The organism is Maricaulis sp. (genome assembly GCF_017643475.1).
Lineage (GTDB): Bacteria > Pseudomonadota > Alphaproteobacteria > Caulobacterales > Maricaulaceae > Maricaulis.
This window is the reverse complement of sequence record NZ_JAEPNI010000001.1, coordinates 153,811-178,986: the sequence shown is the minus strand read 5'-3', so window position 1 is coordinate 178,986 and position 25,176 is coordinate 153,811. Positions and strand designations below refer to the sequence as shown.

The following is a 25,176-nucleotide window of genomic DNA, read 5'->3' as shown; positions in this document are numbered from 1 at the left end:
TGCTGGATTGACGAATTCGAATGAGCGACGCGCGTAAACGCCTGTTTATCAAGACCTATGGCTGCCAGATGAATGTCTATGACTCCGAGAGGATGAAGGATGTTCTGCACCCGCTCGGCTATGAGCCGGCCGAGCAGCCTGATGGCGCTGATCTTGTGATCCTGAACACCTGTCACATTCGTGAGAAGGCGGCAGAGAAGGTGTATTCCGAGCTTGGTCGCCTGCGCCCGCTGAAAGAGGCCAAGGCCGACGAGGGTGGCATGACCATCGCTGTGGCCGGCTGTGTCGCCCAGGCGGAAGGCGCGGAGATCATGAAACGCGCGCCGGTCGTGGATCTGGTCGTCGGCCCGCAGACCTATCACAAGCTTCCCGAGCTGATCGCCAAGACGCATCGCGCGCGCGGCGAGGCGCTGGACACCGAATTCGAGGTCGAGGACAAGTTCGACCAGCTGGGCAATGACCGCCAGGTCGATGGCTACACGGCCTTTGTCACCGTGCAGGAAGGCTGTGACAAGTTCTGCACCTTCTGTGTCGTGCCGTACACGCGTGGCGCCGAGTGGTCGCGTCCGGTTGACCAGATCGTTGCCGAGGTCCGCGCACTGGCGGCCAAGGGTGTGCGTGAAGTCACCCTGCTGGGCCAGAACGTCAACGCTTTCCACGGCGAGGCGCCGGCGGGCAGCGAGGCTGACGGCCCGTGGGGACTGGGCCAGCTGGTGCGTCATCTGGCGCTGATTGGCGGTATCGAGCGCATTCGTTTCACCACCAGCCATCCGCGTGACATGGATGATGATCTCATCAACGCCTTTGCCGACACGCCTAAGCTGATGCCGTATTTCCACCTGCCGGTACAGGCTGGGTCGGACAAGATCCTCAAGGCCATGAACCGCCAGCACACGGCGGAAGAATACCTGGCGATTATCGAGCGTCTGCGCGCGGCGCGTCCCGATATCGCGATCTCCGGCGACATGATCGTCGGCTTCCCGGGTGAGACGGACAAGGATTTCGAGGCGACGATGCAGCTCGTGCGCGATGTGAACTACGCCTCCTGCTTCTCGTTCAAATACTCCAAACGTCCCGGCACGCCGGGCGCGGCGATGTTTAACCAGGTCGCTGAAGAGGTGAAGACCGAGCGTCTCCTGGCCCTGCAGGCACTGTTGAACGAACAGCAGGTCGCTTTCAACGAAAGCCAGATCGGACAGACCCTGCCAGTCCTGTTCGAGCGTCCTGGTCGCCTGGACGGCCAGCTGCATGGTCGCAGTCCCTATCTGCAGGCCGTGCATGTCGAGGCGCCAGCTGATATGATCGGCAAGATCGGAAATGTCCGGATTGAGGGCGCCAGCCGCAATGCTCTCTCCGGTATTCTTGTAACCTCGGAGCAAAGCGCCGCGTGAGCAGCCAACCGACGTCTCGTAAACGTGCAGCCCGGCCCCGCCGCCAGGCTTCCGAAACCCTGCATCTGGATGACAAGGACCGCGTCCGTGCGATTGCCGGTCCGGGTGACCGCTTTCTCATCCTGATCGAGGAAGAGCTGGATGTACGGCTCAGTGCGCCGGGCGCCGGCCAGATCGTCATCAGTGGCGATTCTGCCGAGGCCCGCGACGAAGCCAAACGCGTTTTGCGGCGCCTTTATGCCAGCCTGGAGCACGGCCTGACCTGTGACGAGGCGGCTGTACGGGCGGCCTTGCGCACGCGCGACGACGAGGAGAGCGGTGCCGAGGATGATGGTGTCATCCGCGTGCCGCGCGGTTCCAGTCTGATTGCCCGCACCGAAGGCCAGCGCACCTATGTGCGCGCGCTCAAGAACGAGAAGGCCTATGACCTGATTTTCGGTGTCGGTCCCGCCGGAACCGGCAAGACGCTGCTGGCCGTGGCCTATGGCGCCTCGTTACTGGTCCAGCGCAGGGTCGAGAAGCTGATCATCACACGCCCGGCCGTTGAGGCGGGCGAAAAGCTGGGCTTTCTGCCCGGCGATCTGACCGAAAAGGTCGACCCCTATCTGCTCCCGGTCTGGGATGCTCTGGCGGATACGCTGGGGCGCAGCCAGCTGGAAAAGATGCGTGAGGACGGCCGCATCGAGGTGGCGCCGATCGCCTTCATGCGCGGCCGCACGCTCAACCGGGCCTTCATCGTCGTTGACGAGGCCCAGAACACGTCACGCGCGCAGATGCAGATGGTACTGACCCGCCTGGGTGAAGGCTCCCGCATGGCGGTGACGGGCGATCCGAGCCAGTGCGACCTGCATCCGCGTGACCCTTCCGGCCTGCCCCACGCCCTGTCCATCCTGGCCAGGACCAAGGGTGTCGCGACGATCACCTTTGATCGCAATGATGTCGTTCGTCATGACCTCGTGGCCCGTATCGTGGCGGCCTATGAAGAGGATGCGGCCAAATCTCCGCGCGAAAGCTCATGAACGCAGTTGATGTCATCGTCGAGGATGACAGTTGGAATGCCCTGAAGGGCAAGGCACAGCGCGTTCAATCCTGTCTGGAAGCCTCGCTCGCCGAGATCGGAGAGGGTCATCCCGGCGTGGTAGCGGTTCTTCTGACAGGCAATGATCCCGTCGCCGAGATGAATGAGCGCTTTCGTGGCAAGCAGGGACCGACCAATGTGTTGTCCTTTCCCGCCATTGAAGGCGCGGACAACCAGCTGGGCGACATAGCCCTGGCCTGGGGCGTGGTCGAGCGTGAAGCGACTGACAAGGGCATCAGCATCGAAAATCATCTCAGCCACCTGATTGTGCATGGATTTTTACACCTTCAGGGTTATGATCATCTGACCGATGCAGAAGCGGAAGAAATGGAAGGCATTGAGCGGCGGGCGCTGGCGCGCCTGGGGATTGCAGATCCCTACTCGCTCGACGGAACGACCCATGAGGGCACTATAGAATGAGTGATGGCTCCAGTCCGAGCGGTAGCGAGAAATCCTGGCTCCGCTCGATATTCAACGGCTCCAGCTCTGCCGCGGACGAAAAAGCGAAATCCTCCCAGTCCTATGTGATCAAGCCTGACGCGCTGGAAGAGCTGCGCGTGGCCGATGTCATGGTTCCACGCGCCGACATTATCGGTGTCGAGATAGCGACACAGCTGGGGGAGCTGGCGGGAGCCTTCTCGGCGGCCTCGCACTCGCGTCTGCCGGTCTATCGCGAGACGCTTGATGACCCGATCGGAGTGGTTCACATCAAGGATGTGGTCAGCCATCTGACTCCGTCCGAGGATGGCCGCCGTCCCGAAGGCTGGGCCGAGCAGGAAGTCCTGTCAGATATCCATCGTCCACTTCTCTACGCGCCACCCTCGATGAAGGCCGGTGACCTGTTGCGCCGCATGCAGGCACGTCGCATGCACATGGCCCTGGTGGTCGATGAATATGGCGGCACTGACGGTCTGGTCACGCTTGAGGACCTGATCGAGCCCATCGTCGGGGAGATCGAGGACGAGCACGACGAGGATGATTCGCCGCTGATCCGTGTGCGCGCACCTGGTGTGTGGGATGTGGACGCCCGGGCGGAAATCGACGAGTTTGAACGGGTTGTCGGCGAGGAAATCGCTGCGGACGACGAGGATGATGATGTCGACAGCCTTGGGGGGCTGGTCTTCACCATTGCCGGTCGGATCCCCGAGCGTGGTGAAGTGATCCGCCACGCCACCGGCTATGAATTTGAGGTGCTTGAGGCGGATCAGCGTCGTATCCGCCGCATGCGCGTACGCACGGCCCGCGCCGGGAAATCAGGCATGGCGGAGTAAACTTGCAGATCGAGCGCAGATTTCAGCCCTGGACCTGGCGTGTCCGGCTACGGCATCTGGATGGATGGCGTGGGCTGGTGGCGAGTTTCCTGGCTGGAATGCTCGCTGTGCTCGCCCTGGCACCCTATCATATCTGGCCGGTCTGGATCGTCAGTCTGGCAGTTTTGCTCTGGCGACTTGATGGTGCACGACGTGGACCCAAACCCTTGCGTGGTGGGTTTGTTACCGGCCTCGTCTTTGGTATGGGCTATTTTCTGGCCGGTACTTTCTGGGTTGGCTTTGCCTTTATCAATCGGGGTCCGGAATTTGCGGCCCTGGTGCCGATCGCCCTGCCTCTGTTCGCTGCCATGCTGGCAGTGTTCTGGGGAATTGCCGGAGCGATCTACGCGCGTTTTGCCCAGAATACCGAATGGCGGGTGCTCAGCTTTGCCGCGATCTTTGCGCTGACCGAATGGTTGCGCAGCCATATCTTCAGTGGCCTGCCTTGGAATCTCCCGGCTTATACCTGGTCAGCGGGTGGAGCGGTCAGCCAGTCGGCGTCCTGGCTGGGCGTTTATGGTCTGAGTTTTCTGACACTGTTGATGTTCGCCGCTCCGGCCATGCTGGCGACCCGGGGGTTGGGCCCGCGCCGATTGCTTCCGGCCCTTTCCGGTTTTGCGCTTTTGTGTGTTCTCTTCTTCGCGGGCGGTTTGCGTCTGCTGAGTACGACCGTGCCAGATGTGCAGGATGTGCGCCTGCGGATCGCCCATTCCAACATCACCCAGGCCGAGAAATGGGGCGATGACGGCGAGCATGTCGCCCGTGATCGGTACATGTCACTGACCCGCCAGCCCGGTCTGGACGAAGTGACCCATGTGCTGTGGCCCGAGGGCGCCCTGCCGATCTACATGCTGGAAGACGGCCAGACACTGTCGCGACTGGGTGCTGCACTGAATGACGGTCCAGCCCTGATTGCCGGCATCAATCGCCGGGCGCGGGCTGGCGAGGAGGTCGTGTACCACAATTCTCTTGCGGCGATGCGTTTCCAGGGCGGTGAGCTGTCGGTCGACGCGCTCTATGACAAGGTCTTGCTGGTCCCGTTCGGCGAGACGATCCCGATGGCTTCGTTGATCTCGGCGATCGGGTTTGACGAGTTTGCACGCCTGCAATTCACGCCGGGCCCCCGTGCGATCGTGGCGGAAATCCCGGGATTGCCGCCGATGATGCCATTGATCTGTTACGAGGCGATCTTCCCGCATTTCTGGCAGTCCACATCCGAACGGCCGGAATGGTTTTTCAACCTCTCCAATGATGCATGGTTTGGTGACACCTCGGGCCCTCGCCAGCATCTGGTGCAGTCGCGCTATCGCAGTATCGAGGCTGGCATTCCGCTCATTCGGTCGGCCTCTCGCGGTTTTTCCGGGGTGGTGGATCCGCTGGGGCGCATGCCGGTGATGATCGCGCCGGACCAGGAGGGCGCGTTCGACGTCACATTGCCGCGAGCGCTCGCACCGACGCCCTACTCACTGTATGGTGATTTATTGTTCTGGCTCATGGTGTTAGGCGTTTTCGCCGGGCTCGCAGTGCAAAAGTTACGTTTTATTAAAAAACAAAAAATCTCGCAGCCCTGACCTGAACTCTGTTATACTGCCAAGCACGGGTTGTGCTCAGCAGTCCGAAAGAGAGGTGAGACGCATGTTGCAGGGTGACACGATCGAGAAAAAGGTCAGCCCTCGGGGTCCCAACCCCGTAGACGTTCACGTCGGTTCCAGAATTCGTCTCCGCCGACAATTGCTCCGGATGAGCCAGGAAAAACTGGGTGATGAGCTCGGTGTGACTTTCCAGCAGGTCCAGAAATACGAACGCGGTGCGAACCGTGTCGGAGCGAGCAGGCTGTATCGTCTGTCGCGTGTTTTGGAGGTGCCGGTGCAATTCTTCTTCGAGGGCTTGAACGAGAAATCGACAATCAGCGCCATGGCCGAAGGTGACCAGACGCCGATTGTCTATGACTTCATTCAAAGCTCTGATGGCGTGTCCCTGGCGGAGAGTTTCTCCCGCATCAAGGACGCCAAGGTTCGTCGCCGCGTGCTTGAACTGGTACGCACACTGGCGAGCGAAGAGGAAATGGCGCGCTGAAGGGGTGATTTGCGGCTGAAAAGCCGCTAAACGCCCCGCCATGACGAAACAGGAAACAGATCGACCGGATTTCCGGCTGTTTGGCCGCGCGCAGGGCAAACCCCTGTCCGCGCGCCAGCAGGGGCTGGTGGACAATGTCCTGCCGAGCATTGACCTGCCGGCCGAGGGCGAGATGGACGCTGCGCAAATGCTGCCCGGAATGCGCTCGCACGTGCTGGAAATCGGCTTTGGCGGCGGCGAGCATCTTGCCGGCCAGGCCGACCGCAATCGTGAGACCGGATATATCGGCATCGAGCCCTTCCTCAACGGCGTCGCCAAGGCGCTGACCTATCGCGAGGAGAGGGGGCTGGAGAATGTCTGCCTGCACCGTGGCGATGCCCGCGAAGTGCTTCCGCGATTTAAAAATGACAGCCTGGACCGGATCTTCCTGCTCTTCCCGGATCCCTGGCACAAGAAACGCCACGCCAAGCGCCGTTTTGTCCAGCAATCCACCCGCGATGATTTTGCCCGCATTCTCAAGCCGGGCGGCAAGCTGCGTATTGCGACGGATGTAAAATCCTATGCCGATCATTGCATGATCGAGTTCGAACAGGATGAGCGTTTTGTCTGGCAGGCCAGTGCAGCCGATGACTGGCGAGTCCCGCCACCGGACCACATACGCACGCGTTACGAGTCCAAAAATCTCGGCGATTGCGCGCCTGTCTTCATGGACTGGGTGCGGCGCTAGTTGTCGGCATCCCGCCGGTGCAGGTAATCGCCGAACATCGGGACGGTGAAGGCGAGTTTGCCGTGTGCCGGGCTGTAGATCATGCCCTTGTTGATGATCTGGGCACGCCGGGGGCCGAGCGCTTGCGCGGTTTCTCCCAAGGTTTTCGCCACATCGATGGAGCGGATCGGATCCGGGCCCAGGCTGGCCATGGCGCGAACATATTCCTTTTCCTTGGGCGTAAGCCGGTCATAGCGAACTCGGAAGAAGCCGTTGTCCAGGCGTTTGAGTGCAGCTGTGTTGGCGGTTTCTATGTCGCCCGGCGTGATGGGGGACGCCGCCGCACAATTCCAGGCCTGATAACCCCATTCCTGCAGGAAATAGGGGTAGCCACCGGTCTCCTCGACTACCAGGTCCAGCGCCGCGTCCGTGATGTTTTCACCCTCGCTCAGAATGGGTTGCCGGATCGCATTTCGGGTCGCCTCGGGCGATAACGGCCCGGTTTCCGGAAAATCAAACAGTCGCTCGGCGTACGATTTGGCATCACCGGAGAGAGCTGCGAGTTGTGGCAGGCCAGCACCGAACAGGAGTACCGGCAGGCGTTTCTGGTTGATCCTGTGCAGGGCGACGATCAGAGCGCTCAGTTCCTTCTCTTCAAGATACTGAACTTCATCAATCAGCAGGGTCCAGCCGCGCGCCGCATGCCGGGCCGTTTCACCAACACGCAGGAAAAGGTCGGTAATGTCGTCACTCAACACCCCGCTGTCCGCAACGCCCGGCTCGGAATCCACTGACAGGGAAAAATCACCGATTTCGATCTTGAACGTACCTGCGAAGGACTGCAGAGCCTTCATCGCCGTATGGGCGGCTGCGCGGGCGCTTTCCACAAGGGAGAATGTGCGCAGCACACGGTGAATTTTCGGGTAGAGAAGCTGTGCGAGACTGTGGTGTTCCGGCGCTTCCACAAAAGAGGTTGCGTGTCCGTGATCTTCTGCCATTCGCTCGATTGTGTTGAGCAATACCGTCTTGCCGGTGCCCCTTAGCCCGAGCAGGATCTGCGAGCGGTCATGCCGACCCAGAAGCACACGCTGCAAAGCGATATCGGCGCTGGAGATGATGTCCTGGCGCCCTGCGAGCTCTGGCGGCTGTGACCCGGCGCCGGGTGCAAACGGATTTCGAACAGGATCCATACTCGTAACTAACAAAATATATGAATATATACTAGCATCATGTTATACATAGTTAGAAGCGAGTAGATAAGCTGTTGAAGCGTTGGCTTTTGCCCATGAAAACGGCAGCGCGGCGTGGCGCCAAGGCCGAGGGTGCAGGCCAGCTCCCCAATCGAGCCGACTTCGCACCTTGCAAACCGTCCTCGACAGGAGTATACAACGCCAATCAGATGTTCGATTGCATTGGATGATGCATTCGAGCGGTCGCTTTCGGCGGCCGCTCTTTTTGTTTCTGCGGAGCTGTTTTGAAAACCAAGACGCCACAAGATGCCCGGATCCTGGACCTGGCTGAACCTCTTGCCGAGGAGCTCGGCCTGGAAGTGGTTCGTGTTCGCGTGATGAGCGGCAAACGCCCGCGCCTGCAGATCATGACGGATCGTCTCGACGGCAAGGGTGTCGATGTGGACGATTGCGCGCGCCTGTCGCGTGCCCTCTCCGATGTATTTGAAGTCGAGGATCCGGTTTCCGGCGAATACGACCTGGAAATCTCCTCGCCCGGTATCGACCGCCCGCTGACCGATCCGCGCCATTTCGTGCGCTGGGAAGGTTACGAGGCCAAGATCGAGCTGGATCGCCTGGCCGAGGGCCGCAAACGCTTCCGCGGAATGCTCGCCGGTGTCGAGGAAAATGACGTTCTCCTGGACATGGAGGGCGAGGAACACACCACGCTGATCCCGTTTGACTGGATCGCGGAGGCCAAACTGGTTTTGACGGACGCCTTGATCGAGGCGGACTTGAAAGCGCGCGCCAAGAAAGAAACGGCGCCGAATGAAGGAGACGAATAATGTCGCAGCGGACCATCACGGAGATCATCCGATGAGCATTGGTGTCAGCCACAACCGTCTGGAGCTTCTCCACATCGCCCGTGCCTTGGCGACAGAGAAGAATATCGACGAGTCGATCGTGATCGAAGCGATCGAGGAAGCTATCCAGAAGGCTGCGCGTTCACGCTACGGCGCCGAGAACGACATTCGCGCCAAGATCGACAACAAGACGGGTGAGCTGTCCCTTACTCGGAATATGACGGTTGTCGAGGAAGTCGAGAACGAGAACCAGGAGCTCACGCTCGCCGAGGGTCAGAAAATTGACGCCGATGCTGAAATCGGAACGGTGTTTTCTGACGAGCTGCCGCCGATCGAGTTCGGCCGGGTAGCCTCCCAGACCGCCAAACAGGTCATCACGCAGAAAGTCCGCGAAGCTGAACGCCAGCGTCAGTTCGAAGAGTACAAGGATCGTGTTGGCGAGATCGTCAACGGTATCGTCAAGCGCGTCGAATACGGCAATGTCATTGTCGACCTCGGCCGCGCCGAAGGTATCATCCGCCGCGCCGACGGTATCCCGCGCGAGAACCTGCAGAACAATGAGCGCGTTCGTGCCTTCATCTATGACGTCCGTGAGGAAGTCCGCGGCCCGCAAATTTTCCTGTCGCGCGCGCATCCGGACTTCATGGCGGCCCTGTTCGCCCAGGAAGTTCCTGAAGTCTATGAAGGCATTATCGAGATCCCGTCCGTTGCTCGTGACCCGGGCAGCCGCGCCAAGATCGCCGTGATCTCCAATGACGGTTCCATCGACCCGGTCGGTGCCTGTGTGGGGATGCGTGGTTCGCGCGTGCAGGCGGTTGTTTCCGAACTGGCTGGTGAGAAAATCGACATTATTCCCTGGTCTGACGAGCCGGCGAATTTCATCGTCAACGCTCTTCAGCCTGCGGAAGTGGCCAAGGTCGTCCTCGACGAAGAAGACCAGCGTATCGAGGTTGTCGTTCCCGACGAGCAGCTATCCCTGGCGATCGGTCGCCGCGGCCAGAATGTCCGCCTGGCATCACAGCTGACCGGCTGGTCCATCGATATCCTGACCGAGGAAGAAGAATCCGAACGTCGCCAGAAAGAATTCGCTGAGCGCACCAAGTTGTTCACCGAAGCTCTTGATGTTGACGAGGTCATTGCCCAATTGCTGGCGACCGAAGGCTTCTCCGATGTTGACGAGATCGCCTATGTGGATCTGGGTGAGATCGCTGTTATCGAAGGCTTTGACGACGATACCGCTGTCGAAATCCAGGCGCGTGCGCGCGACTATCTGGACCGCCTGGCTGCCGAGCAGGATGCCAAGCGCAAGGAGCTGGGTGTCGAAGACGGTGTGCTGGAGATCGAAGGTGTCGATCTGGGCATGGCGGTCAAGTTCGGTGAAAACGACGTCAAGACAGTCGAGGACCTGGCTGGCCTGGTGACCGATGACCTGCGCGGCTGGTTCGAAACCAAGAACGGCGAGCGTGTCCGCGAGCCGGGTATCCTTGAAGATCATAACCTGTCTGCGGACGACGCCGAAATGATGATCATGCGTGCACGCGTCGTTGCGGGCTGGATTTCCGAGGAAGACCTGCCGGTACACGAAGTCGAGGAAGAAGCTGTCGAGGAAGCCCCGGGGGGCGAGCTCGACATCTCCGAAATGGATCTGGCTGCGCTGGATGCTGAAGCGGAGGCTCTGGGCCTCGATCTCAGCGAGCCGCTGGCCGAGGAAGAGGAGGAATAGCTGGACTGAACGGAGGTCGGCCGTATGGCGCGTCGGGAAAAGAAATGTCTCGTCACCGGTGATATACTGGATGAGACTCAGCTGCTCCGGATTGCTGTTGCACCGGATGATCTGCTGGTTCCGGATGTCAGCGCCAAACTCCCCGGGCGCGGGATGTGGATCTCGCCCACTCGGGAGGCGGTCGATTTGGCCCGCAAGAAAGGGCTGTTCAATCGGTCGGCAGGCAAGGCGGTGCAGGCACCGCAAGACCTGGCTGATCAGTTTGAGCGCCTTTTGAGCGAGCGGTTGCTGAAGCTGTTGGGCCTTGCCCGGCGAGCCGGCAATCTGGCCCTTGGATCCGACGCGGTGCGCATTTCGCTCCAGGCGAATGAACCGGTTTGGCGGATCGAGGCGAGCGATGGCGCGGCGGATGGTCGCCGCAAGCTCGACGGGCTGGCACGCTCCATGTGGGACGAGATCCCGGTTCTGGGTTGCTTCACGGCGGAGGAACTCGGACTGGCGACCGGACGTGGTCCAGTTGTTCACGGCGTGCTGCCGAAAGGTGTCCATTCGGACACGTTTTCGGAGTTCGCCAGGAAATTGTCGGGATTTCGTTCCCTGGAAGGCCCCTGGGCCCAGGAGACGTCATCCCGGTGACAAAGGTTGAATCCGGGGCGAAGGCCGCTAGTTTAGCGCGACTTTGCTCCGGGCTCGAGTTGGATCAGTGCGGCTTTCCGGCCATCGGCTACCGGAAGTGCCCGCAGAACAAAAGCCGATTGGAAGGCTCGTATGAGCGACACAGACGACAACAATTCCGGCCGCCGGCCGCTTTCTCTTAAACGTCCGGGATCGGGCACCGTGCAGCAGAGCTTTGCACGTGGCCGGTCCAAGGCGGTCGTTGTTGAAAAGAAACGCAAGCGTGTCGCACCGGCTGGCAAGGACGCTGCGGCGCCGCAGGGCAAGTCTGCGGGCGGCAAGGCGAAATCTGAGAATACCCTCGCAGCGAAAGCGCGTCAGCTCGGCCTGTCCGAGGAAGAACTGATCGCTCGCCAGCGCGCCATTCAGCGTGCTCGCGCTGAAGCAGCCGAGCGAGAAGCCAAGAAAAAGCAGGACGACGAGGATCGTTCCCGTCGTGCGGCTGAAGAGAAGAAAGCGCTGGAAGAACAGCGTGAACGCCAGGCTCGCGAAGCCGAGGAAGCCAAGCAGCGCGAAGAGGAAGCGCGCCGTGCGGCTGAAGCGGAAGCAGCGATGAAGGCGGACGAGGCGCGTCGGGCCCAGGAAGAGGAAACCCGCCGCAAGTCAGCGCCGGCCAAGAAAGACACTCCGGCCCGCAAGAAGCCGGATGCCCCCGCTACGCCGGACCGCGCAGCCCAGGAATCCGCTCTGGAAGCCATGGGTGGTCGCGTCAAGCGCAAGGGTGGCGCGGGCGCCACCGGTCCTGGTGCTGCCAACAAGGCACAGCCTCAGCGCAACAAGAATGACAATCGCCGTCGTGGCAAGCTCACCATCCAGAATATTCTGGACGGGGATGAAGAGCGTCAGCGCTCCCTGGCGTCCGTGCGTCGTGCACGTGAACGCGAGAAGCAGCGTCGTCTTGATCCGGGCACCGGCCGCGAGAAGATCGAACGCGAAGTCATCGTCCCCGAGGCGATCAGCGTTGCCGACCTCGCCAACCGTATGGCCGAGCGTTCTGTCGACGTGATCAAACTGCTCATGAAGCAGGGCCAGATGGTGCGCCAGAACGATATTCTGGACGCTGACACCGCCGAGCTGGTGGTCGAGGAATTCGGTCACATCGTGAAACGTGTCTCCGAGGCTGATGTCGAGGAAGGCTTCATCGCTGACGATGATCCGGCTGACAGCAAGGTGGGTCGTCCGCCGGTCGTGGCCGTCATGGGTCACGTCGACCACGGCAAGACCTCGCTGCTGGATGCCCTGCGCTCAACCGATGTTGTATCGGGCGAGGCCGGTGGCATCACCCAGCACATTGGTGCCTACCAGGTTCAGCTCGCCTCCGGCGACAAGATCACCTTCCTGGACACGCCGGGCCACGCCGCCTTCTCCGCCATGCGTTCGCGTGGTGCGATGGCGACCGACCTGGTCATCCTGGTGGTGGCTGCAGATGACTCCGTCATGCCGCAGACCGTGGAAGCCATCAATCACGCCAAGGCTGCCGGCACGCCGATGATCGTAGCGGTCAACAAGTGCGACAAGCCGGACAGTGATCCGAACCGCGTCCTGACCGACCTGCTTCAGCACGAGGTTATCGTGGAAGCCATGTCCGGTGAGACGATGTCTGTTCCGGTATCCGCGCTCAAGCGCACGGGTCTGGAAGAGCTGACCGAGGCGATCACGCTGCAGGCCGAAATGCTCGACCTGAAAGCCAATCCGGAACGCGCCGCCGAAGGCGTGGTGATCGAGAGCCAGGTCGACAAGGGCCGCGGCCCGGTTGCAACGGTTCTCGTCCGTCGCGGAACGCTGAAGCGCGGTGACATTGTTGTTGCCGGCACGCAGTGGGGCCGTGTCCGCGCCCTGGTGAACGAGCGTGGCCAGCAATTGTCTGACGCCGGTCCGTCGGTTCCGGCCGAGATTCTCGGCCTGGACGGTGCGCCGGAGCCGGGTGAGGTCTTTGCTGTCGTCGAAAACGAGGCCCGTGCCCGTGAACTGGCGGAGTATCGCCAGCGCAAGGCCCGCGATGGTGCCGGCATTGTCGGTGGTGGTGCCACGGCATCGCTCGAGCAGATGATGGCCCGCCTCAAGCAGGACCAGGTCCAGGAAATGCCGCTCCTGGTGAAGGCGGATGTGCAGGGCTCGGCCGAGGCAATCAAGCAGTCGCTCGAGAAAATCGGCAATGACGAGGTTCGCGCTCGTGTCATTCACTCTGCCCCGGGTGGTGTGAATGAGAGTGACGTCCTGCTCGCCAAGTCGTCCGGCGCCCCGATCTTTGCGTTCAATGTTCGTGCGAATAAACAGGCACGCGATCTGGCGGAACAGGAAGGCGTGGAAATCCGCTACTACTCGGTCATCTATGATGTGATCGACGATGTTCGCGGCACAATGGAAGGCATGCTCGCGCCCGAGAAGCGCGAGGAGTTCATCGGTTACGCCGAGATCCTGGAAGTCTTCAACATTACCAAGGTCGGCAAGGTCGGCGGTTGTCGTGTCACGGAAGGCGTGGTCAAGCGCGGCTGTGGCGTGCGCCTGCTGCGCGACGACACGGTCATCCACGAAGGCAATCTCAAGACGCTCAAGCGCTTCAAGGACGAGGTTCCGGAAGTTCGTGCCGGCACCGAGTGCGGTATGGCCTTCGAGAACTATGACGACATCCAGAAGGGCGATCAGATCGAGTGTTTCGAGGTCATCGAAGTGGCTCGCAAGCTGGAAGACTGACCCTGATCCAATGATCATGGAAAAAGGCGGCTCCAAGGAGCCGCCTTTTTTCTTGCGCCGACAGGGCCTGCAAAATCCGGGCCCGGAAACAAGGGAGGGCGACCCGCTGGGCCGCCCTTTTGTGTCTTTCACGTTAGACTCGAGAGGGATGTCTGCTCGAGGGGGATATTCCGTGAAAGTCATAGTGGATCGAAGACCTGATCAGCCAGGAGTGCTCGGGCTGAAAAAGGCCTCACAGGCCCTCGATCCATTACTGAGCTGCCGGGGCAGCCTCAGTAACCTCCTCAATGCTCATCTCGCCACCCAGATAGTCGGGCATGTCGAGATGTTCGATAACTTGTCCGTCACGCACGCGAACCGTGGTGACGACGTCGCCGCGCCAGACCCGATCGCGTCCGTCAGGCAAACGCCAACGGGCTTCAACTGCACCGCCGAACACGGCCTGACCGGAAGCTTCGTGGTCGATTTCCAGGTCGTAATTCAGCGCGTATAGACCATATTGGTCATGGAAAGTGGTCAGGGCGGCGGTGATCGCCTCCTTGCCCTCATAGTGGTAGGGCCCACCCTGGACGTTGAAACTGCCGCGATCGGAAAACACCGCTTCGTCAGCCAGTAGCTCATTCATGCGTTCCACATCCATCACCGTATAGGCGTGGAAATAGTCGCGGGCGATCTCGGCCGGCTCCTGAGCCAGGGCCGAACCGGAAAATACCAGGCCGGAGAGGCAGAGTGCGAGGCGCAGGGTCATTGCGTCCCTCCCTCTACCGGCAGCGGTGTCATCTCATTGAAACCGGTATAGTCGCGGTGTTCGGTCACGAGTCCGTCCTCCATGGTCACGATGGTGATGATCGGGTAGCGGAAACCACGTTCTCCCTCCGAGGTCGCGTAGAAAACAACGCGACCGGCCGCTTCATAAACACGATCGATGTGGTGTTCGCCCCGAGCCACATTCCAGGCGGAAATTCCGTTGAGGATTTCATCCGGCCAGGTCCAGTGAATGGGTGTTTGTACAAACGCCAGGTCAAACGAGGTCGGGTCGATGAAGACGGCATCATCGGCCATCAGGCCGCGCATACTGTCAAAGTCCTGCTGTTCATAGGCACTGATATAGGCCCGGGCGACATCCATGCTGTCCGCCGGCTGGTCCGTCCGGACCACCGTGCTGGTCAGCAATATCGTCGTCAGTGTGAGCAGGTTGAGCATCAAACTTTTTACTCGCCAACTGGCTTTGCGGTAGCCCCTCGCCGCCGCGTCCCAACCCTTCTACCCATCCATCCCCGAGAGAAAAGCGCCTGAAGGCCCTGAAGGGATGAGTGGTGTCTTGCGAGGGATGAATGAGATGAAAATGGGCCGAAATAGCAGTGACTTGGCGTTTACCGTTCAGTCTGCCGGGACCATTTCGCGCTGCGGATTGGCGTAGCTTGCGAAGTCCTGGTGCCGGACAACGTGGCCATCCCGTACTGTGATCACGGTCACCTGTTCAGCCCGCCAGCGGAAGTTCTGCGTGACGTCCTGGGTCGGGTAGAGCGCATTTACATGTCCGGAGAAAATCACCCGTCCATTGCTCTCGAACACAGTGTCCCAGGCAAAGCCGAGCTCGATGGGGTTATAGGTGGCGCGGAACTGGTTCAGCATCTCCATAACTGACGCACTGTTGTCGTAGGACAGGCCGTCGGGGCCGACGCCTTCGCCCAGGGCCGTGCGGTCCTCGAACACAGCATCATCGGCGAGAAAGCTCTGCATGCGTTCCAGGTCGACCTGTGAATAGGCGGCCATGTAGTCGCGCGCGATGCGTTCGGCTTCGCTCCGCTTGGCGGGTTGGGCGTCCTGAGCGATGATGACTGCAGACAGGCTGGCGATGGTGATCAAGTCCATTGGGGAACTCCTTGAGAAACGTCCCGCGCATAAATCGCGCTGCCGAGGCCAAGGCCAGTGATCGCCCCGCGGCAAGGGACGAATGACGCTCTTGGAGGGATGTTCTCCATGCCCGGACTTGCATCCGGGCGCTGGCAGGCGTAAACCCGCGCGCCTTGCAGGAAGGCGCATGTGACATGGCAAAACGTTTCGACAATTCCAAAGGCCCCTCACAGCGGCAGTTGCGCGCTGGCGAGCTGATCCGTCATGCCCTGGTCGATATTCTCGCCCGTGAGGGCCTGCGCGACCCTGCCCTGGAGTCTGTTTTGATCTCGGTCACTGAAGTGCGTCCCAGCCCGGATCTGCGCTCGGCCAAGGTCTATGTCGCCCCGCTCGGTCAGGGTGATGCCAAGGCGCTGGCCTCCGCGCTCAACAAGACTGCCGGTTTCCTGCGCGGTCGCCTTGGACGTCAGATCGACATGAAGTTCACGCCGGAATTGCACTTCCACGCCGACAACAGTTTCGATACGGCCAGCCAGGTCGATGCATTGCTGTCACGTCCGGAAGTGACCCAGGACCTGCGCAATGAGGATGAGGAAGACCGGGACTAGTCTTCCGCCGTCTCTGTTTCAGGCATTGGCGGCATGTCGCGTGCCCAGCGTGAGATTTCGGTCTGCTGCCCGATCATCCGTTGTGTCGCGGTCAGCGCCGTCAACAGGCCCGTTTCGTCACGTGTCGGGGCGAGATGGATATTGAATGTCCGCCACAGGACCGCCCCGTCCGGCTGAGGGGTCAGGTAAAAACTCCAGCCCCCCTCTAGAAGCGTGAAGGCCAGCCCGTCTTCCGCTTCCGAGATCTCGACCGGGCCAAATCCGGTGCTTTCATATGTTCCGATCAATGCGCGATGACTGTCGGCCAGTTCGTAGGTGGGCTGACGGACAGCTGCCGGAATGACGGCTTCATCCAGCACCAGCCGGTGCAGTACGTCGCGGATTCCCCAGTTCGAATAGGACTCGATATTGGTCGAATAGGCGATGACAAGTTCGCGCGCGGGAATGATGGATACCCCTCCGGAATAGCCCGGCACACTGCCCTGTATGGTGTAGATCACCTCTTCGCCCAGTGTACGGACCGAGAAGCTCCCGATCAGGCTTCCGTCCGGTTGGAACAAATCCAGCTCCCGGGAGGCCACCGCCGTGGCCAGCCGCATCAGATCATCGACCGTGGTGATCAGCCCGCCAGCACCAAAGCCCGGTTCGTCCACCATGGGTGCGCGCAGATCCAGCGGCAGCGGGCCCGGTGCGTAACCGGTGACATCCAGTTCCCGGCGCTCGCGCGAGAGGCGGCTTGAGGTCATGCCCAGCGGCGACAGCAATTCCATCGTCACCAGAGTCTCGAACCTGCCATGGCCGGCGCGTTCGGCGACAATGGCGAGCAGGCTGTAGCCGACATTGGAATAACTCTCATCATGCGGACCCGGTTCGAAAGCATGCGTGTCATTCAGCCATTGGATGACTGTGTGGGAGCGGCTGTCTGTCAGGGCTCCCGGAGAAAAGTCGCGCGGCAGGCCTGAGCGGTGCATCAGCACATCGAAGACGCTGGCCGTAAATGCCGGATCGAGGTCGGGAATGTACTGGCGGACTGGCGCATCCAGGTTCAGCTGACCTTCGCCGTTCATTCGAATGATCAGACCTGCGGTCAGGCTTTTGGTGACCGATCCGACCGGGAAGGCGGTCTGCGGTGTGAATTGAGTACCCGTCTCCCAGTTCGCGTAGCCGAAACGCTCATAACTGATCAGTTCATCGCCCCGGCGCACGGCGATCACACCGGAAAAATCGCGGCTGGCTTCCAGTGGCTCGAAATAGGCACGCAGACGCGCGCTGATATCGGGATCCTGGGCAAGGGCCGCAGTCGAGGTCAGGGCGCTCAGAACGGCAAGCAGTGCGATGCGAATCATACAGTTTCTCCTAGCCTCCAACTCCTAGTCTGTCCGGCTTTGTCAGAACAAGCCGGATTCCGTGAGTGGCGACTTTTTCCAGCCGAGCGGCTCAGGCGCTTGCGGTCAGCCTCGTGATCCAATAAACAGCGCGACTTGCTTGGCCGGGTCCGATCCCCGGCATGAGAACCAGAAGAGAAAAGGTATCCTCATGGGGCGACGCAAAAAGGGCCTGGCGATCCACGGCTGGGTCATCCTCGACAAACCGTATGACATGACCTCCACGCAGGCGGTTTCGGCTGTTCGACGCCTGTTCAACGCGAACAAGGCTGGTCATGCCGGCACGCTTGATCCACTGGCGACCGGCATCCTGCCGATTGCGCTGGGCGAGGCGACCAAGACGGTGCCCTTCGCCATGGAGGGTGAGAAGGCCTATCGCTTTACCGTGCGCTGGGGCGAGCGGACCGACACGCTGGATGCAGAGGGCAAGGTGATTGCGATGTCCGAGGTTCGCCCGGAGCGGGATCATATTGAATCCGTGCTTGATCAGTTCATCGGCGATATCGAACAGATCCCGCCGGCCTATTCCGCCATCAAGGTCGATGGCGAGCGTGCCTATGACCTGGCGCGTGACGGGGAGACGGTGGAGCTTGAGCCGCGCCCGATTTACATTGAATCCCTGAAGCTTATCGAGGTTCGCAGCGCTGATGAGGCGGTTTTCGAGATGCGGTGTGGCAAGGGCGCCTATGTGCGCTCTCTGGCGCGTGATCTTGGACATGCGCTCGATACAGAAGGTCATATTGTTGAGCTGCGCCGGACCGAGGTGGGATCCTTCCTGGAGGAGGAGTCCATAAAGCTGGACGAACTGGAAGAAATGGCCCATAAGGGCGCCGCTTCGGAAGCCTTGCTCCCGGTTCAGACCGCGCTGGACGACATCCCGGCACTGGCCGTGACCGACGACGAGACTTTCCAACTGAAGCAAGGACGCTCAATCGTCCTGCTCCCGCGTATTGCGCAAGAACTGAAGGAGCAACGACGCCCGCTGTCGATTGCGGGCAAGGATTGCACCTTCCTGGTTCTCGCCGAGAACAACGGAATCGCAGTAGCACTGGGCGAAGCGAAGGCCGGGCAGTTCCAGCCCTCGCGTGTTTTTAATCTGACCCCATAGGGTCACACGACTACTAGGAGATCCCGATGTCGATTGAAGCTGAGCGCAAGACTGCTCTTATTTCTGAACACGCCCGTGGCAATGCCGATACCGGTTCGCCGGAAGTACAGGTTGCTATCCTGTCCGAGCGTATTTCCAACCTCACCGAACACTTCAAGACCCACAAGAAGGACAACCATTCCCGTCGCGGCCTTCTTAAAATGGTCTCTCAGCGCCGTCGCCTTCTCGACTATCTGAAGAAGAAAGACGAAGCGCGTTACAAGGCAATCATCGAGAAGCTCGGTCTGCGCCGCTAATCCGCGACATTATCCGTACGAAAGACGATATGTTCGATATCCAAAAAGAAACGATTGAGTGGGCGGGTCGCCCACTCACCATCGAAACCGGGCGGGTCGCCCGACAGGCAGACGGCGCGGTCATGGTGACCTATGGCGAGACCACGGTTCTCGCCACCGCCGTAGGCGTCAAACAGGTCAAGCCGGGGGCTGATTTCTTCCCGCTGACCGTCAACTACCAAGAGAAATACTTCGCCGCCGGTAAGATTCCTGGTGGCTTTTTTAAACGCGAAGGTCGCCCGACCGAGAAAGAGACGCTGACGTCTCGTCTCATCGACCGTCCGATCCGCCCGCTGTTCGTGAAAGGCTTCAAGAACGAAGTCCAGGTCATGATCACGGTTCTGTCCCACGACATGGAAAATGACCCGGATGTTGTCGGCATGGTTGGCGCATCTGCGGCTCTGTGCCTGTCCGGCCTGCCGTTCATGGGCCCGATCGGCGCTGCTCGCGTTGGTTATATCGATGGCGAATACGTCATCAACCCGCAGGTTGACGAAATGGCCGAGAGCGATCTCGACCTCGTTGTTGCTGGTACGGCTGACGCCGTGATGATGGTTGAATCGGAAGCGAAAGAGCTGTCCGAGGAAATCATGCTGGGTGCGGTTGTTGCCGGTCACGAGGCTTTCCAGCCGGTGCTCGACGCCATCATCCGCCTGGCTGAAAAAGCCGCCAAGGAGCCGTGGGACTACGAGCCGGAAGATCATTCCGCCGAAGAAGCCAAGGTTCGCGAACTGGTCGGTGATGACATCGCCAAGGCTTACACCATCGTTGAGAAAACCGAGCGTTACGCTGCGGTTGGCGAAGCGAAGGAAAAGGCTGTTGCAGCCCTGCTGCAGACCGAGGAAAACCAAGACGGTATCGAAGAGACCGTTCTCAAGGACGTGCTCAAGTCTGTTGAAGCTTCCGTTGTTCGCGGTGGCATCATCAAGACCGGCAAGCGTATCGACGGTCGTTCCCTCGACCAGGTTCGCTCCATCGTCTCTGAAGCCGGTATCCTGCCGCGTACGCACGGTTCTGCCCTGTTCACGCGTGGCGAAACCCAGGCCATGGTCGTTGCGACCCTGGGTACGGGTGACGACGAGCAGTTCATCGACGATCTGACGGGAACGTACAAGGAGCGCTTCATGCTCCACTACAATTTCCCGCCCTACTCTGTCGGCGAAACCTCGTTCCGCCTGGCTCCGGGCCGTCGTGAAATCGGTCACGGCAAGCTGGCATGGCGCGCAGTCCGCGCAGTTATTCCGGGTGCCGAAGACTTCCCGTACACCATCCGTCTCGTGTCCGAGATCACCGAGTCCAACGGTTCGTCCTCCATGGCGACCGTGTGTGGTGCATCCCTGGCCATGATGGATGCGGGTGTTCCGATCACGCGTCCGGTTTCCGGTATCGCCATGGGCCTGATCAAGGATCCGGAAGGCGTTGCTGTCCTGTCCGACATCCTGGGTGATGAAGATCACCTCGGTGACATGGACTTCAAGGTTGCCGGTACGTCTGAAGGTGTCACATCGCTGCAGATGGACATCAAGATCGCCGGTATCACCAAGGAGATCATGGAAACGGCCCTGGACCAGGCCAAGGGTGGGCGTATGCACATCCTTGACGAGATGGCCAAGGCGCTCGACACGGCGCGTGAGGAACTCGGCGAGTTCGCACCGCGTATCGAGACCATGCAGATCCCGACCGACAAGATCCGTGACGTTATCGGTTCTGGCGGCAAGGTGATCCGCGAGATCGTGGAAACCACCGGTGCCAAGGTCGACATCAATGATGACGGCGTGATCAAGATCGCATCTTCCGATGCAGCTTCGATCAAGGCAGCCCGCGACTGGATCCACGGTCTGACGGCTGAGCCGGAAGAAGGCCAGATCTACAAGGGCAAGGTCGTCAAGGTCATGGACTTTGGTGCCTTCGTGAACTTCTTCGGACCGAAAGACGGCCTCGTGCACGTCTCTCAGATGAAGAATGAGCGTGTGAAGCACCCGTCTGACGTCGTCTCCGAAGGTGACGAGGTCTTCGTGAAGCTTCTCGGCTTTGATGATCGTGGCAAGGTTCGCCTGTCCATGAAGGTCGTCGACCAGGAATCTGGTGAAGAAGTCAAGAAGGACGAGGAAGCTTCCGAAGAGGCGTAAGCCGCTTCCAGCTTTCCGCTTCAGGATTGAGAAAACCCCGTTGGCTCATGCTGGCGGGGTTTTTCTTTGCGGCAAAAAGAACCCCCGCCGGAGATATCCGGCGGGGGTCGCTAAACGGCTACCCGCCGCACTAGAAAGCAGCTTGGACACCAACCGTGATCACGTCGGTCTCGGCGTCAGCTTCCGACCATGTGGTATTGATCGGCATGCCCGGCGTACCACCGGACAGGAAGTTGAGCGGAACCCAGCCTTCCGTGTGAATGACTTCACCAAACAGTTTGACCGTCGGCGTGGCGAAATAGGACAGGCCACCGACCCACTGGTCCTGGTCTTCCCAGGGGGAGCCTTCGTCACCCGCCGTGAAACGGCTGAACTCGAAGGAGAACGCCAGCGGGCTGTCCGCCCCGATATCCATGTCATAGCGACCGCCCAGTGCCCAGGAACTGGTCTCGACAGCCTCAAAGACGTTGAGCGGCGCGTTCGGATTGTGCGAACCCGGCCAGACATCGGTTGTGGATGCAAATTCTCCGAGCAGGGTGAAGGCACCGGCTTCCAGGCGTCCGTAGACGGAATAGGCTGGATTGTTGTCGGCACACGGGTTGAAGTGGAGGACCGGGAATGCCGTGCAATAGGTCGAGCCATGCGTGTAGCTGGCGCCGACGAGCAGCGTGTTGTCGTTGCCGAGATCTGCCGTGTAGTTCGCATCAACCGCAAAATTGTTCACGCGGGACGGAACATTGGTGCCCTGGACAGAGGTGTTGTGGGCGCGGAATTGGGAACCGCCCTGGATGCCCATGGCCCGGAGGTGGAAACCATTATTGTAGTAGCCAACCAGGCCACCATAGGCGAGGCCTGCAAAGGCGTGCCAGGTGGTGGAATTGGTGAACGGGCTGACGGTGTCCTGCAGGCCGAATGGCGTGTCCATCTTGCCGATCGCAGCATACCAAGGTGTTTCATCCAGATTGCCGAACAGGACATAGGCCTTGCGCATCTGGATCTGGTTGCGATTTAGGTCGGTGATGGTGCCCGAGCCAAAGCTCTGCTCCGGGTTGTAGAGAAGTTCCAGATAGCCAGTGATATTGTCGGAGAAGCGTGCCGTCGTTTGCAGCGATGCGGCGTGCACCACAAACTCCGATACTTCTTCGCCAATCTGGTTGTTGGATGTCGGGTGGCGCATCAACCAACCAAACTTGGTGTCGGAATTGGAGCGCTGGTAGTTGGCCAGCACTGTCAGGCCACCGCCCAGGGTGACACGGTTGTTCAGCTCGCCATTCTGCATCGCCTGCAACATGATCAGTTGGCGATTGTTCACGTTTTCGGCGTGATCGAGCATGCGGAAGCTGTATTCCGAGCTGAGACCCACATAACCGCCTGTCGCGTTCTCGCCATGGTGATCAGCGTGATGGGACGCATGTTGCTGCGGCGCCGGTGTCTGCGTGGCTGCCGGAGCGTGGGAACGTTGATGATGTGAGGAGGGGCCGGAGTGATGCGGTGCGCCCTGCGGCTGTTGCTGGCTTTCCAGATATTCCAGCAGGCGGCGATTGGTTTCTTCCAGCTGCGCGATGCGGTCTTCCAGTTCGGCGATGCGCGCATCGGTTTGCGGATCCGATGCCAGAGCGGCACCGGAAGAAAGGCTGAGCGCAAGCATGCTTGCACCCGCGATCAAGAGTGTCTTGTTCATCTTACTGTCCTGTCCGTCAATTGGCGGGTGCGCGGACCCCCTCCACCGCCGCCGGGAATGCAAGCAGGTATTCCAGATCGGGTGCCCTCGTGCAATCAGTTAGCATGGTACTAGTTCGCGCGTTTGAGTTGATCACGATAGCGTCGGCTTCCCGGCACTTGCCGGCCACTGTCCAGTGTGATTTCGACATCACCTTCGCCCGTTGGGCGAATTTCCCGGATCTGGGCCCGGTTAACCAGCCAGGAGCGATGGCAGCGAACCGCATCAACACGGGCTTCCACCAGCTGGTTCTGCAGCTCGGCCAGGGTGATGCGGGCGAGGTGGGAGCCGGTCTGGAATTCGATCTCAACATAGTTCCCGGCCGCCTTCGCCGTCAGGAAATTCATCGCTTCCAGATGCATGATTCTGCCGCCGCATTTCAGTGTCAGGCGCTGGGTTTCGCGCGCATCGCGCCGGGCCGCGGCGGCTTCCATACGGTGCCATTCAATGGTGCGCAGAGCGGTTAGCGTCATCAGCTGCAGTGTGTAGGTCACGAGGTCCTTGCGCAGCTCGTAGAGGAAGACCTCGAACGGACCCGGGTAGGAGAAAAACCGGTAGTCCCAGCCTAGCAGGGCCGGGTAAATCGCTTCCCGTGTCAGGCCCATGGCCAGGATGTGCAGGCTTGACCACACCAGTGCCGCGCCGGCATGCACGACAAGATTTCGGCGCCATGTGCCGCGTTCGATCGGGAAGCGGCGTTCCAGCCACAAAAGACCAAAAAACAGAACCAGGATGTAAAAGGCGCTGGTGCCTTCGCTCAGCCAGGGGAAAAGCGGATTGATTTCGCGCCCATCTCGTGATGCCTCCATCAACAGAGAGGATGCATTGAGCGTCATCATGATCAGGGTCAGCGAAAAAACCGCAATCATTGCGGTCAGGCGCAGTCTTCGCTCGGCATCCTGTTCAAGATTGTATTCGCGGTTTTCCATCCCGCGATCATGCCCATGCCCGGGCGGGTTTCAAGCGGGTGTCTGTCGTTCGTCCCGTCTCGCCGCCGCTTGTCCCGGACCCGTTGTCACTCGCCCCGTAGAGCCACCTGCGGACCCACACGTATCGTCTTCGCGAGGGACATCCGCGAAGAAGATGGGGTAGAGTGCTGACCAGGAGGAAACAATGTCCGGTGCCAACCCCAATGCCCAGTTCACACGGCGATATGATCTCGACTGGCTGAGGATCATCGCGTTTGGGCTTTTGATCTTTTACCACATCGGCATGTTCTTCAACACGGAGGGCTGGCACGCCAAGAGCCTGGGCGCAAACGACGCGATGGAGCCGTTGATGTGGCTGTCCAGCCCCTGGCGGCTGCCCTTGCTCTTCCTGGTCTCCGGTGTGGCGATCCGTTTTCTGTCTGACAAGCTGGGCAGTGCGCGTTTCGCGGCAGATCGCAGTTGGCGGCTTTTCCCGGTCATCCTGTTCGGCATGTATGTCGTGGTTGCACCACAGACCTATGTGGAATTGCGTTCGGCCGGTGAGATTGCGCCCGGATTGGTGAATTTCTACCGGGGCTATGCCTTTGAGTGGGACGGTCCGTGGTCCATTCATACGCCGACCTGGAACCATCTCTGGTACGTTGTCTATCTGTTTGTCTACTCGCTGCTCCTGGCCCCGCTCTTCCCGCTTCTGCGGCGTCTGGCGGACAGTTCGGCAATGCTGGCAGCCGGCCGGCTGACGGCGAGCAACGGATTTGCCGCCTCGCTGGTGATCCTGGTGCCGCTGATTCCGCTGCTGGTGATCCGTTTCACCCTGGCACCGGACTTCCCGACGACGCACGACCTGCTCAATGACTGGGCCAATCATGCGCGGTCGCTCACCATGGTCTTGCTTGGCTATGTACTGGCCAAGAATGACGGGTTCTGGCGGGCGATCGATCGCATCCTGCCCGTGGCCGGCGTCATCACGGTGACGGCCGCAATCTTCCTCTTCTGGACTTATTCCAACTGGGAACCAGCCGTTGAGAACCAGGCCTGGCTGTGGACGGCCCGTATCAGTCGTATCGTCTTTTCCTGGACGATCATCCTCAGCCTGGTCGGTCTGGCCCGGATCTATCTGACCGGTGATGGTCCGGTGCGCCGTTATCTGACCGAGGCGATCTTCCCCTATTACATCCTGCACCAGACGATCACGGTTGTGGCTGGATACGCCCTGTCAGACCTGGGTCTGGGCGTGTGGACGGAATTCGTCTTGTTGGTGGTCATCACCGCCGGTGGCTGTGCGGTCGGCTTTGAAATTATACGCCGCATACCCTTCTTGCGTCCGGTCATGGGCCTAAAGCTTACAGAAAAGCAATCCACCAAGGCTCGACCTGCGCCGCAAACCCATTAGCCTCTCCCCCAACTCATGTTGGGGAGA

At 60.2% G+C, this 25,176-nt stretch carries 23 protein-coding genes; 16 read left to right on the top strand and 7 right to left on the bottom strand.

What is annotated here, in order from left to right; translation table 11 throughout:
* Positions 1-20 precede the first annotated feature (20 nt).
* The 7 genes from miaB (at position 21) to trmB (ending at position 6,582) form a co-directional block, all read left to right on the top strand.
* Positions 21-1,391, top strand: coding sequence for a tRNA (N6-isopentenyl adenosine(37)-C2)-methylthiotransferase MiaB (gene miaB / locus JJ889_RS00870; protein ID WP_291890870.1), 1,371 nt, complete (start codon positions 21-23; stop codon positions 1,389-1,391).
* Entirely contained in the window at positions 1,388-2,410 is a 1,023-nt protein-coding gene (locus tag JJ889_RS00865) for a PhoH family protein (RefSeq protein ID WP_291890869.1), read from the top strand. Before miaB ends, JJ889_RS00865 begins: the two co-directional genes overlap by 4 nt.
* Positions 2,407-2,889, top strand: coding sequence for an rRNA maturation RNase YbeY (gene ybeY / locus JJ889_RS00860; RefSeq protein ID WP_291890868.1), 483 nt, complete (start codon positions 2,407-2,409; stop codon positions 2,887-2,889). Before JJ889_RS00865 ends, ybeY begins: the two co-directional genes overlap by 4 nt.
* Positions 2,886-3,740 carry a transporter associated domain-containing protein gene (locus JJ889_RS00855; RefSeq protein WP_291890867.1) on the top strand — a complete coding sequence of 285 codons (855 nt, stop codon included), beginning with the start codon at positions 2,886-2,888 and terminating at the stop codon, positions 3,738-3,740. Before ybeY ends, JJ889_RS00855 begins: the two co-directional genes overlap by 4 nt.
* Positions 3,741-3,742: 2 nt before the next feature.
* Positions 3,743-5,350: an apolipoprotein N-acyltransferase gene (gene lnt / locus JJ889_RS00850; RefSeq protein ID WP_291890866.1), complete on the top strand. Its 1,608-nt coding sequence runs from the start codon at positions 3,743-3,745 to the stop codon at positions 5,348-5,350.
* A gap of 64 nt (positions 5,351-5,414) precedes the next feature.
* Positions 5,415-5,855: a helix-turn-helix domain-containing protein gene (locus JJ889_RS00845; RefSeq protein ID WP_291890865.1), complete on the top strand. Its 441-nt coding sequence runs from the start codon at positions 5,415-5,417 to the stop codon at positions 5,853-5,855.
* A gap of 40 nt (positions 5,856-5,895) precedes the next feature.
* Positions 5,896-6,582 carry a tRNA (guanosine(46)-N7)-methyltransferase TrmB gene (trmB, locus tag JJ889_RS00840; protein WP_291890864.1) on the top strand — a complete coding sequence of 229 codons (687 nt, stop codon included), beginning with the start codon at positions 5,896-5,898 and terminating at the stop codon, positions 6,580-6,582.
* Here trmB and JJ889_RS00835 read toward each other — a convergent pair.
* Entirely contained in the window at positions 6,579-7,751 is a 1,173-nt protein-coding gene (locus JJ889_RS00835; RefSeq protein ID WP_291890863.1) for an ATP-binding protein, read from the bottom strand. The two genes, trmB and JJ889_RS00835, sit on opposite strands and share 4 nt — an antisense overlap.
* A 284-nt stretch (positions 7,752-8,035) precedes the next feature.
* On the opposite strand from JJ889_RS00835, the gene rimP reads away from it, so the two are divergent.
* The 4 genes from rimP to infB all read left to right on the top strand — a co-directional run bounded on the left by rimP (position 8,036) and on the right by infB (position 13,685).
* Positions 8,036-8,575 carry a ribosome maturation factor RimP gene (gene rimP, locus JJ889_RS00830; RefSeq protein WP_291890862.1) on the top strand — a complete coding sequence of 180 codons (540 nt, stop codon included), beginning with the start codon at positions 8,036-8,038 and terminating at the stop codon, positions 8,573-8,575.
* A gap of 31 nt (positions 8,576-8,606) precedes the next feature.
* Positions 8,607-10,316 (top strand): transcription termination factor NusA, encoded by a 1,710-nt coding sequence (gene nusA / locus JJ889_RS00825; protein ID WP_291890861.1) that lies wholly within the window; start codon positions 8,607-8,609, stop codon positions 10,314-10,316.
* Positions 10,317-10,340: 24 nt separating this feature from the next.
* Positions 10,341-10,952 (top strand): RNA-binding protein, encoded by a 612-nt coding sequence (locus JJ889_RS00820; protein WP_291890860.1) that lies wholly within the window; start codon positions 10,341-10,343, stop codon positions 10,950-10,952.
* A 132-nt stretch (positions 10,953-11,084) separates the two neighbouring features.
* On the top strand, positions 11,085-13,685 hold the full coding sequence (infB, locus tag JJ889_RS00815; protein ID WP_291890859.1) for a translation initiation factor IF-2: 2,601 nt from the start codon (positions 11,085-11,087) through the stop codon (positions 13,683-13,685).
* Between the two features lie 250 nt (positions 13,686-13,935).
* Here the strand turns inward: infB and JJ889_RS00810 are convergent, their stop codons facing one another.
* The 3 genes from JJ889_RS00810 to JJ889_RS00800 all read right to left on the bottom strand — a co-directional run bounded on the left by JJ889_RS00810 (position 13,936) and on the right by JJ889_RS00800 (position 15,560).
* Positions 13,936-14,433 (bottom strand): nuclear transport factor 2 family protein, encoded by a 498-nt coding sequence (locus JJ889_RS00810; RefSeq protein ID WP_291890858.1) that lies wholly within the window; start codon positions 14,431-14,433, stop codon positions 13,936-13,938.
* Positions 14,430-14,888: a nuclear transport factor 2 family protein gene (locus JJ889_RS00805; RefSeq protein ID WP_291890857.1), complete on the bottom strand. Its 459-nt coding sequence runs from the start codon at positions 14,886-14,888 to the stop codon at positions 14,430-14,432. The genes JJ889_RS00810 and JJ889_RS00805 overlap by 4 nt, the downstream gene beginning before the upstream one ends.
* A 177-nt stretch (positions 14,889-15,065) precedes the next feature.
* Positions 15,066-15,560 carry a nuclear transport factor 2 family protein gene (locus JJ889_RS00800; protein ID WP_291890856.1) on the bottom strand — a complete coding sequence of 165 codons (495 nt, stop codon included), beginning with the start codon at positions 15,558-15,560 and terminating at the stop codon, positions 15,066-15,068.
* 176 nt (positions 15,561-15,736) lie between these two features.
* Here JJ889_RS00800 and rbfA point away from each other — a divergent pair, with 176 nt between their 5' ends.
* Positions 15,737-16,150, top strand: coding sequence for a 30S ribosome-binding factor RbfA (rbfA, locus tag JJ889_RS00795; RefSeq protein ID WP_291890855.1), 414 nt, complete (start codon positions 15,737-15,739; stop codon positions 16,148-16,150).
* Here the strand turns inward: rbfA and JJ889_RS00790 are convergent.
* Complete coding sequence (locus JJ889_RS00790) at positions 16,147-17,496, bottom strand: serine hydrolase (RefSeq protein WP_291890854.1); 1,350 nt, start codon at positions 17,494-17,496, stop codon at positions 16,147-16,149. The two genes, rbfA and JJ889_RS00790, sit on opposite strands and share 4 nt — an antisense overlap.
* 190 nt (positions 17,497-17,686) lie before the next feature.
* Here JJ889_RS00790 and truB point away from each other — a divergent pair, with 190 nt between their 5' ends.
* Genes truB through pnp form a run of 3 tightly spaced genes read left to right on the top strand, consistent with a single transcriptional unit; the run spans position 17,687 to position 21,107 of the window.
* Positions 17,687-18,643, top strand: coding sequence for a tRNA pseudouridine(55) synthase TruB (truB, locus tag JJ889_RS00785; RefSeq protein WP_291890853.1), 957 nt, complete (start codon positions 17,687-17,689; stop codon positions 18,641-18,643).
* Between the two features lie 26 nt (positions 18,644-18,669).
* On the top strand, positions 18,670-18,939 hold the full coding sequence (rpsO, locus tag JJ889_RS00780) for a 30S ribosomal protein S15 (protein ID WP_291890852.1): 270 nt from the start codon (positions 18,670-18,672) through the stop codon (positions 18,937-18,939).
* Positions 18,940-18,968: 29 nt separating this feature from the next.
* Complete coding sequence (pnp, locus tag JJ889_RS00775; protein WP_291890851.1) at positions 18,969-21,107, top strand: polyribonucleotide nucleotidyltransferase; 2,139 nt, start codon at positions 18,969-18,971, stop codon at positions 21,105-21,107.
* A 130-nt stretch (positions 21,108-21,237) separates the two neighbouring features.
* On the opposite strand, the gene JJ889_RS00770 is transcribed toward pnp, so the two are convergent.
* Both JJ889_RS00770 and JJ889_RS00765 read right to left on the bottom strand, forming a co-directional pair.
* The gene (locus JJ889_RS00770) at positions 21,238-22,788 is read right to left on the bottom strand and encodes a hypothetical protein (protein WP_291890850.1); all 1,551 of its coding nucleotides are present in this window, start codon (positions 22,786-22,788) and stop codon (positions 21,238-21,240) included.
* Positions 22,789-22,898: 110 nt separating this feature from the next.
* The gene (locus tag JJ889_RS00765) at positions 22,899-23,756 is read right to left on the bottom strand and encodes a LytTR family DNA-binding domain-containing protein (protein ID WP_291890849.1); all 858 of its coding nucleotides are present in this window, start codon (positions 23,754-23,756) and stop codon (positions 22,899-22,901) included.
* Between the two features lie 184 nt (positions 23,757-23,940).
* Between JJ889_RS00765 and JJ889_RS00760 the strand changes: the two genes are divergently transcribed.
* Positions 23,941-25,149 (top strand): acyltransferase, encoded by a 1,209-nt coding sequence (locus JJ889_RS00760; protein WP_291890848.1) that lies wholly within the window; start codon positions 23,941-23,943, stop codon positions 25,147-25,149.
* The last annotated feature ends 27 nt before the right edge of the window (positions 25,150-25,176 follow it).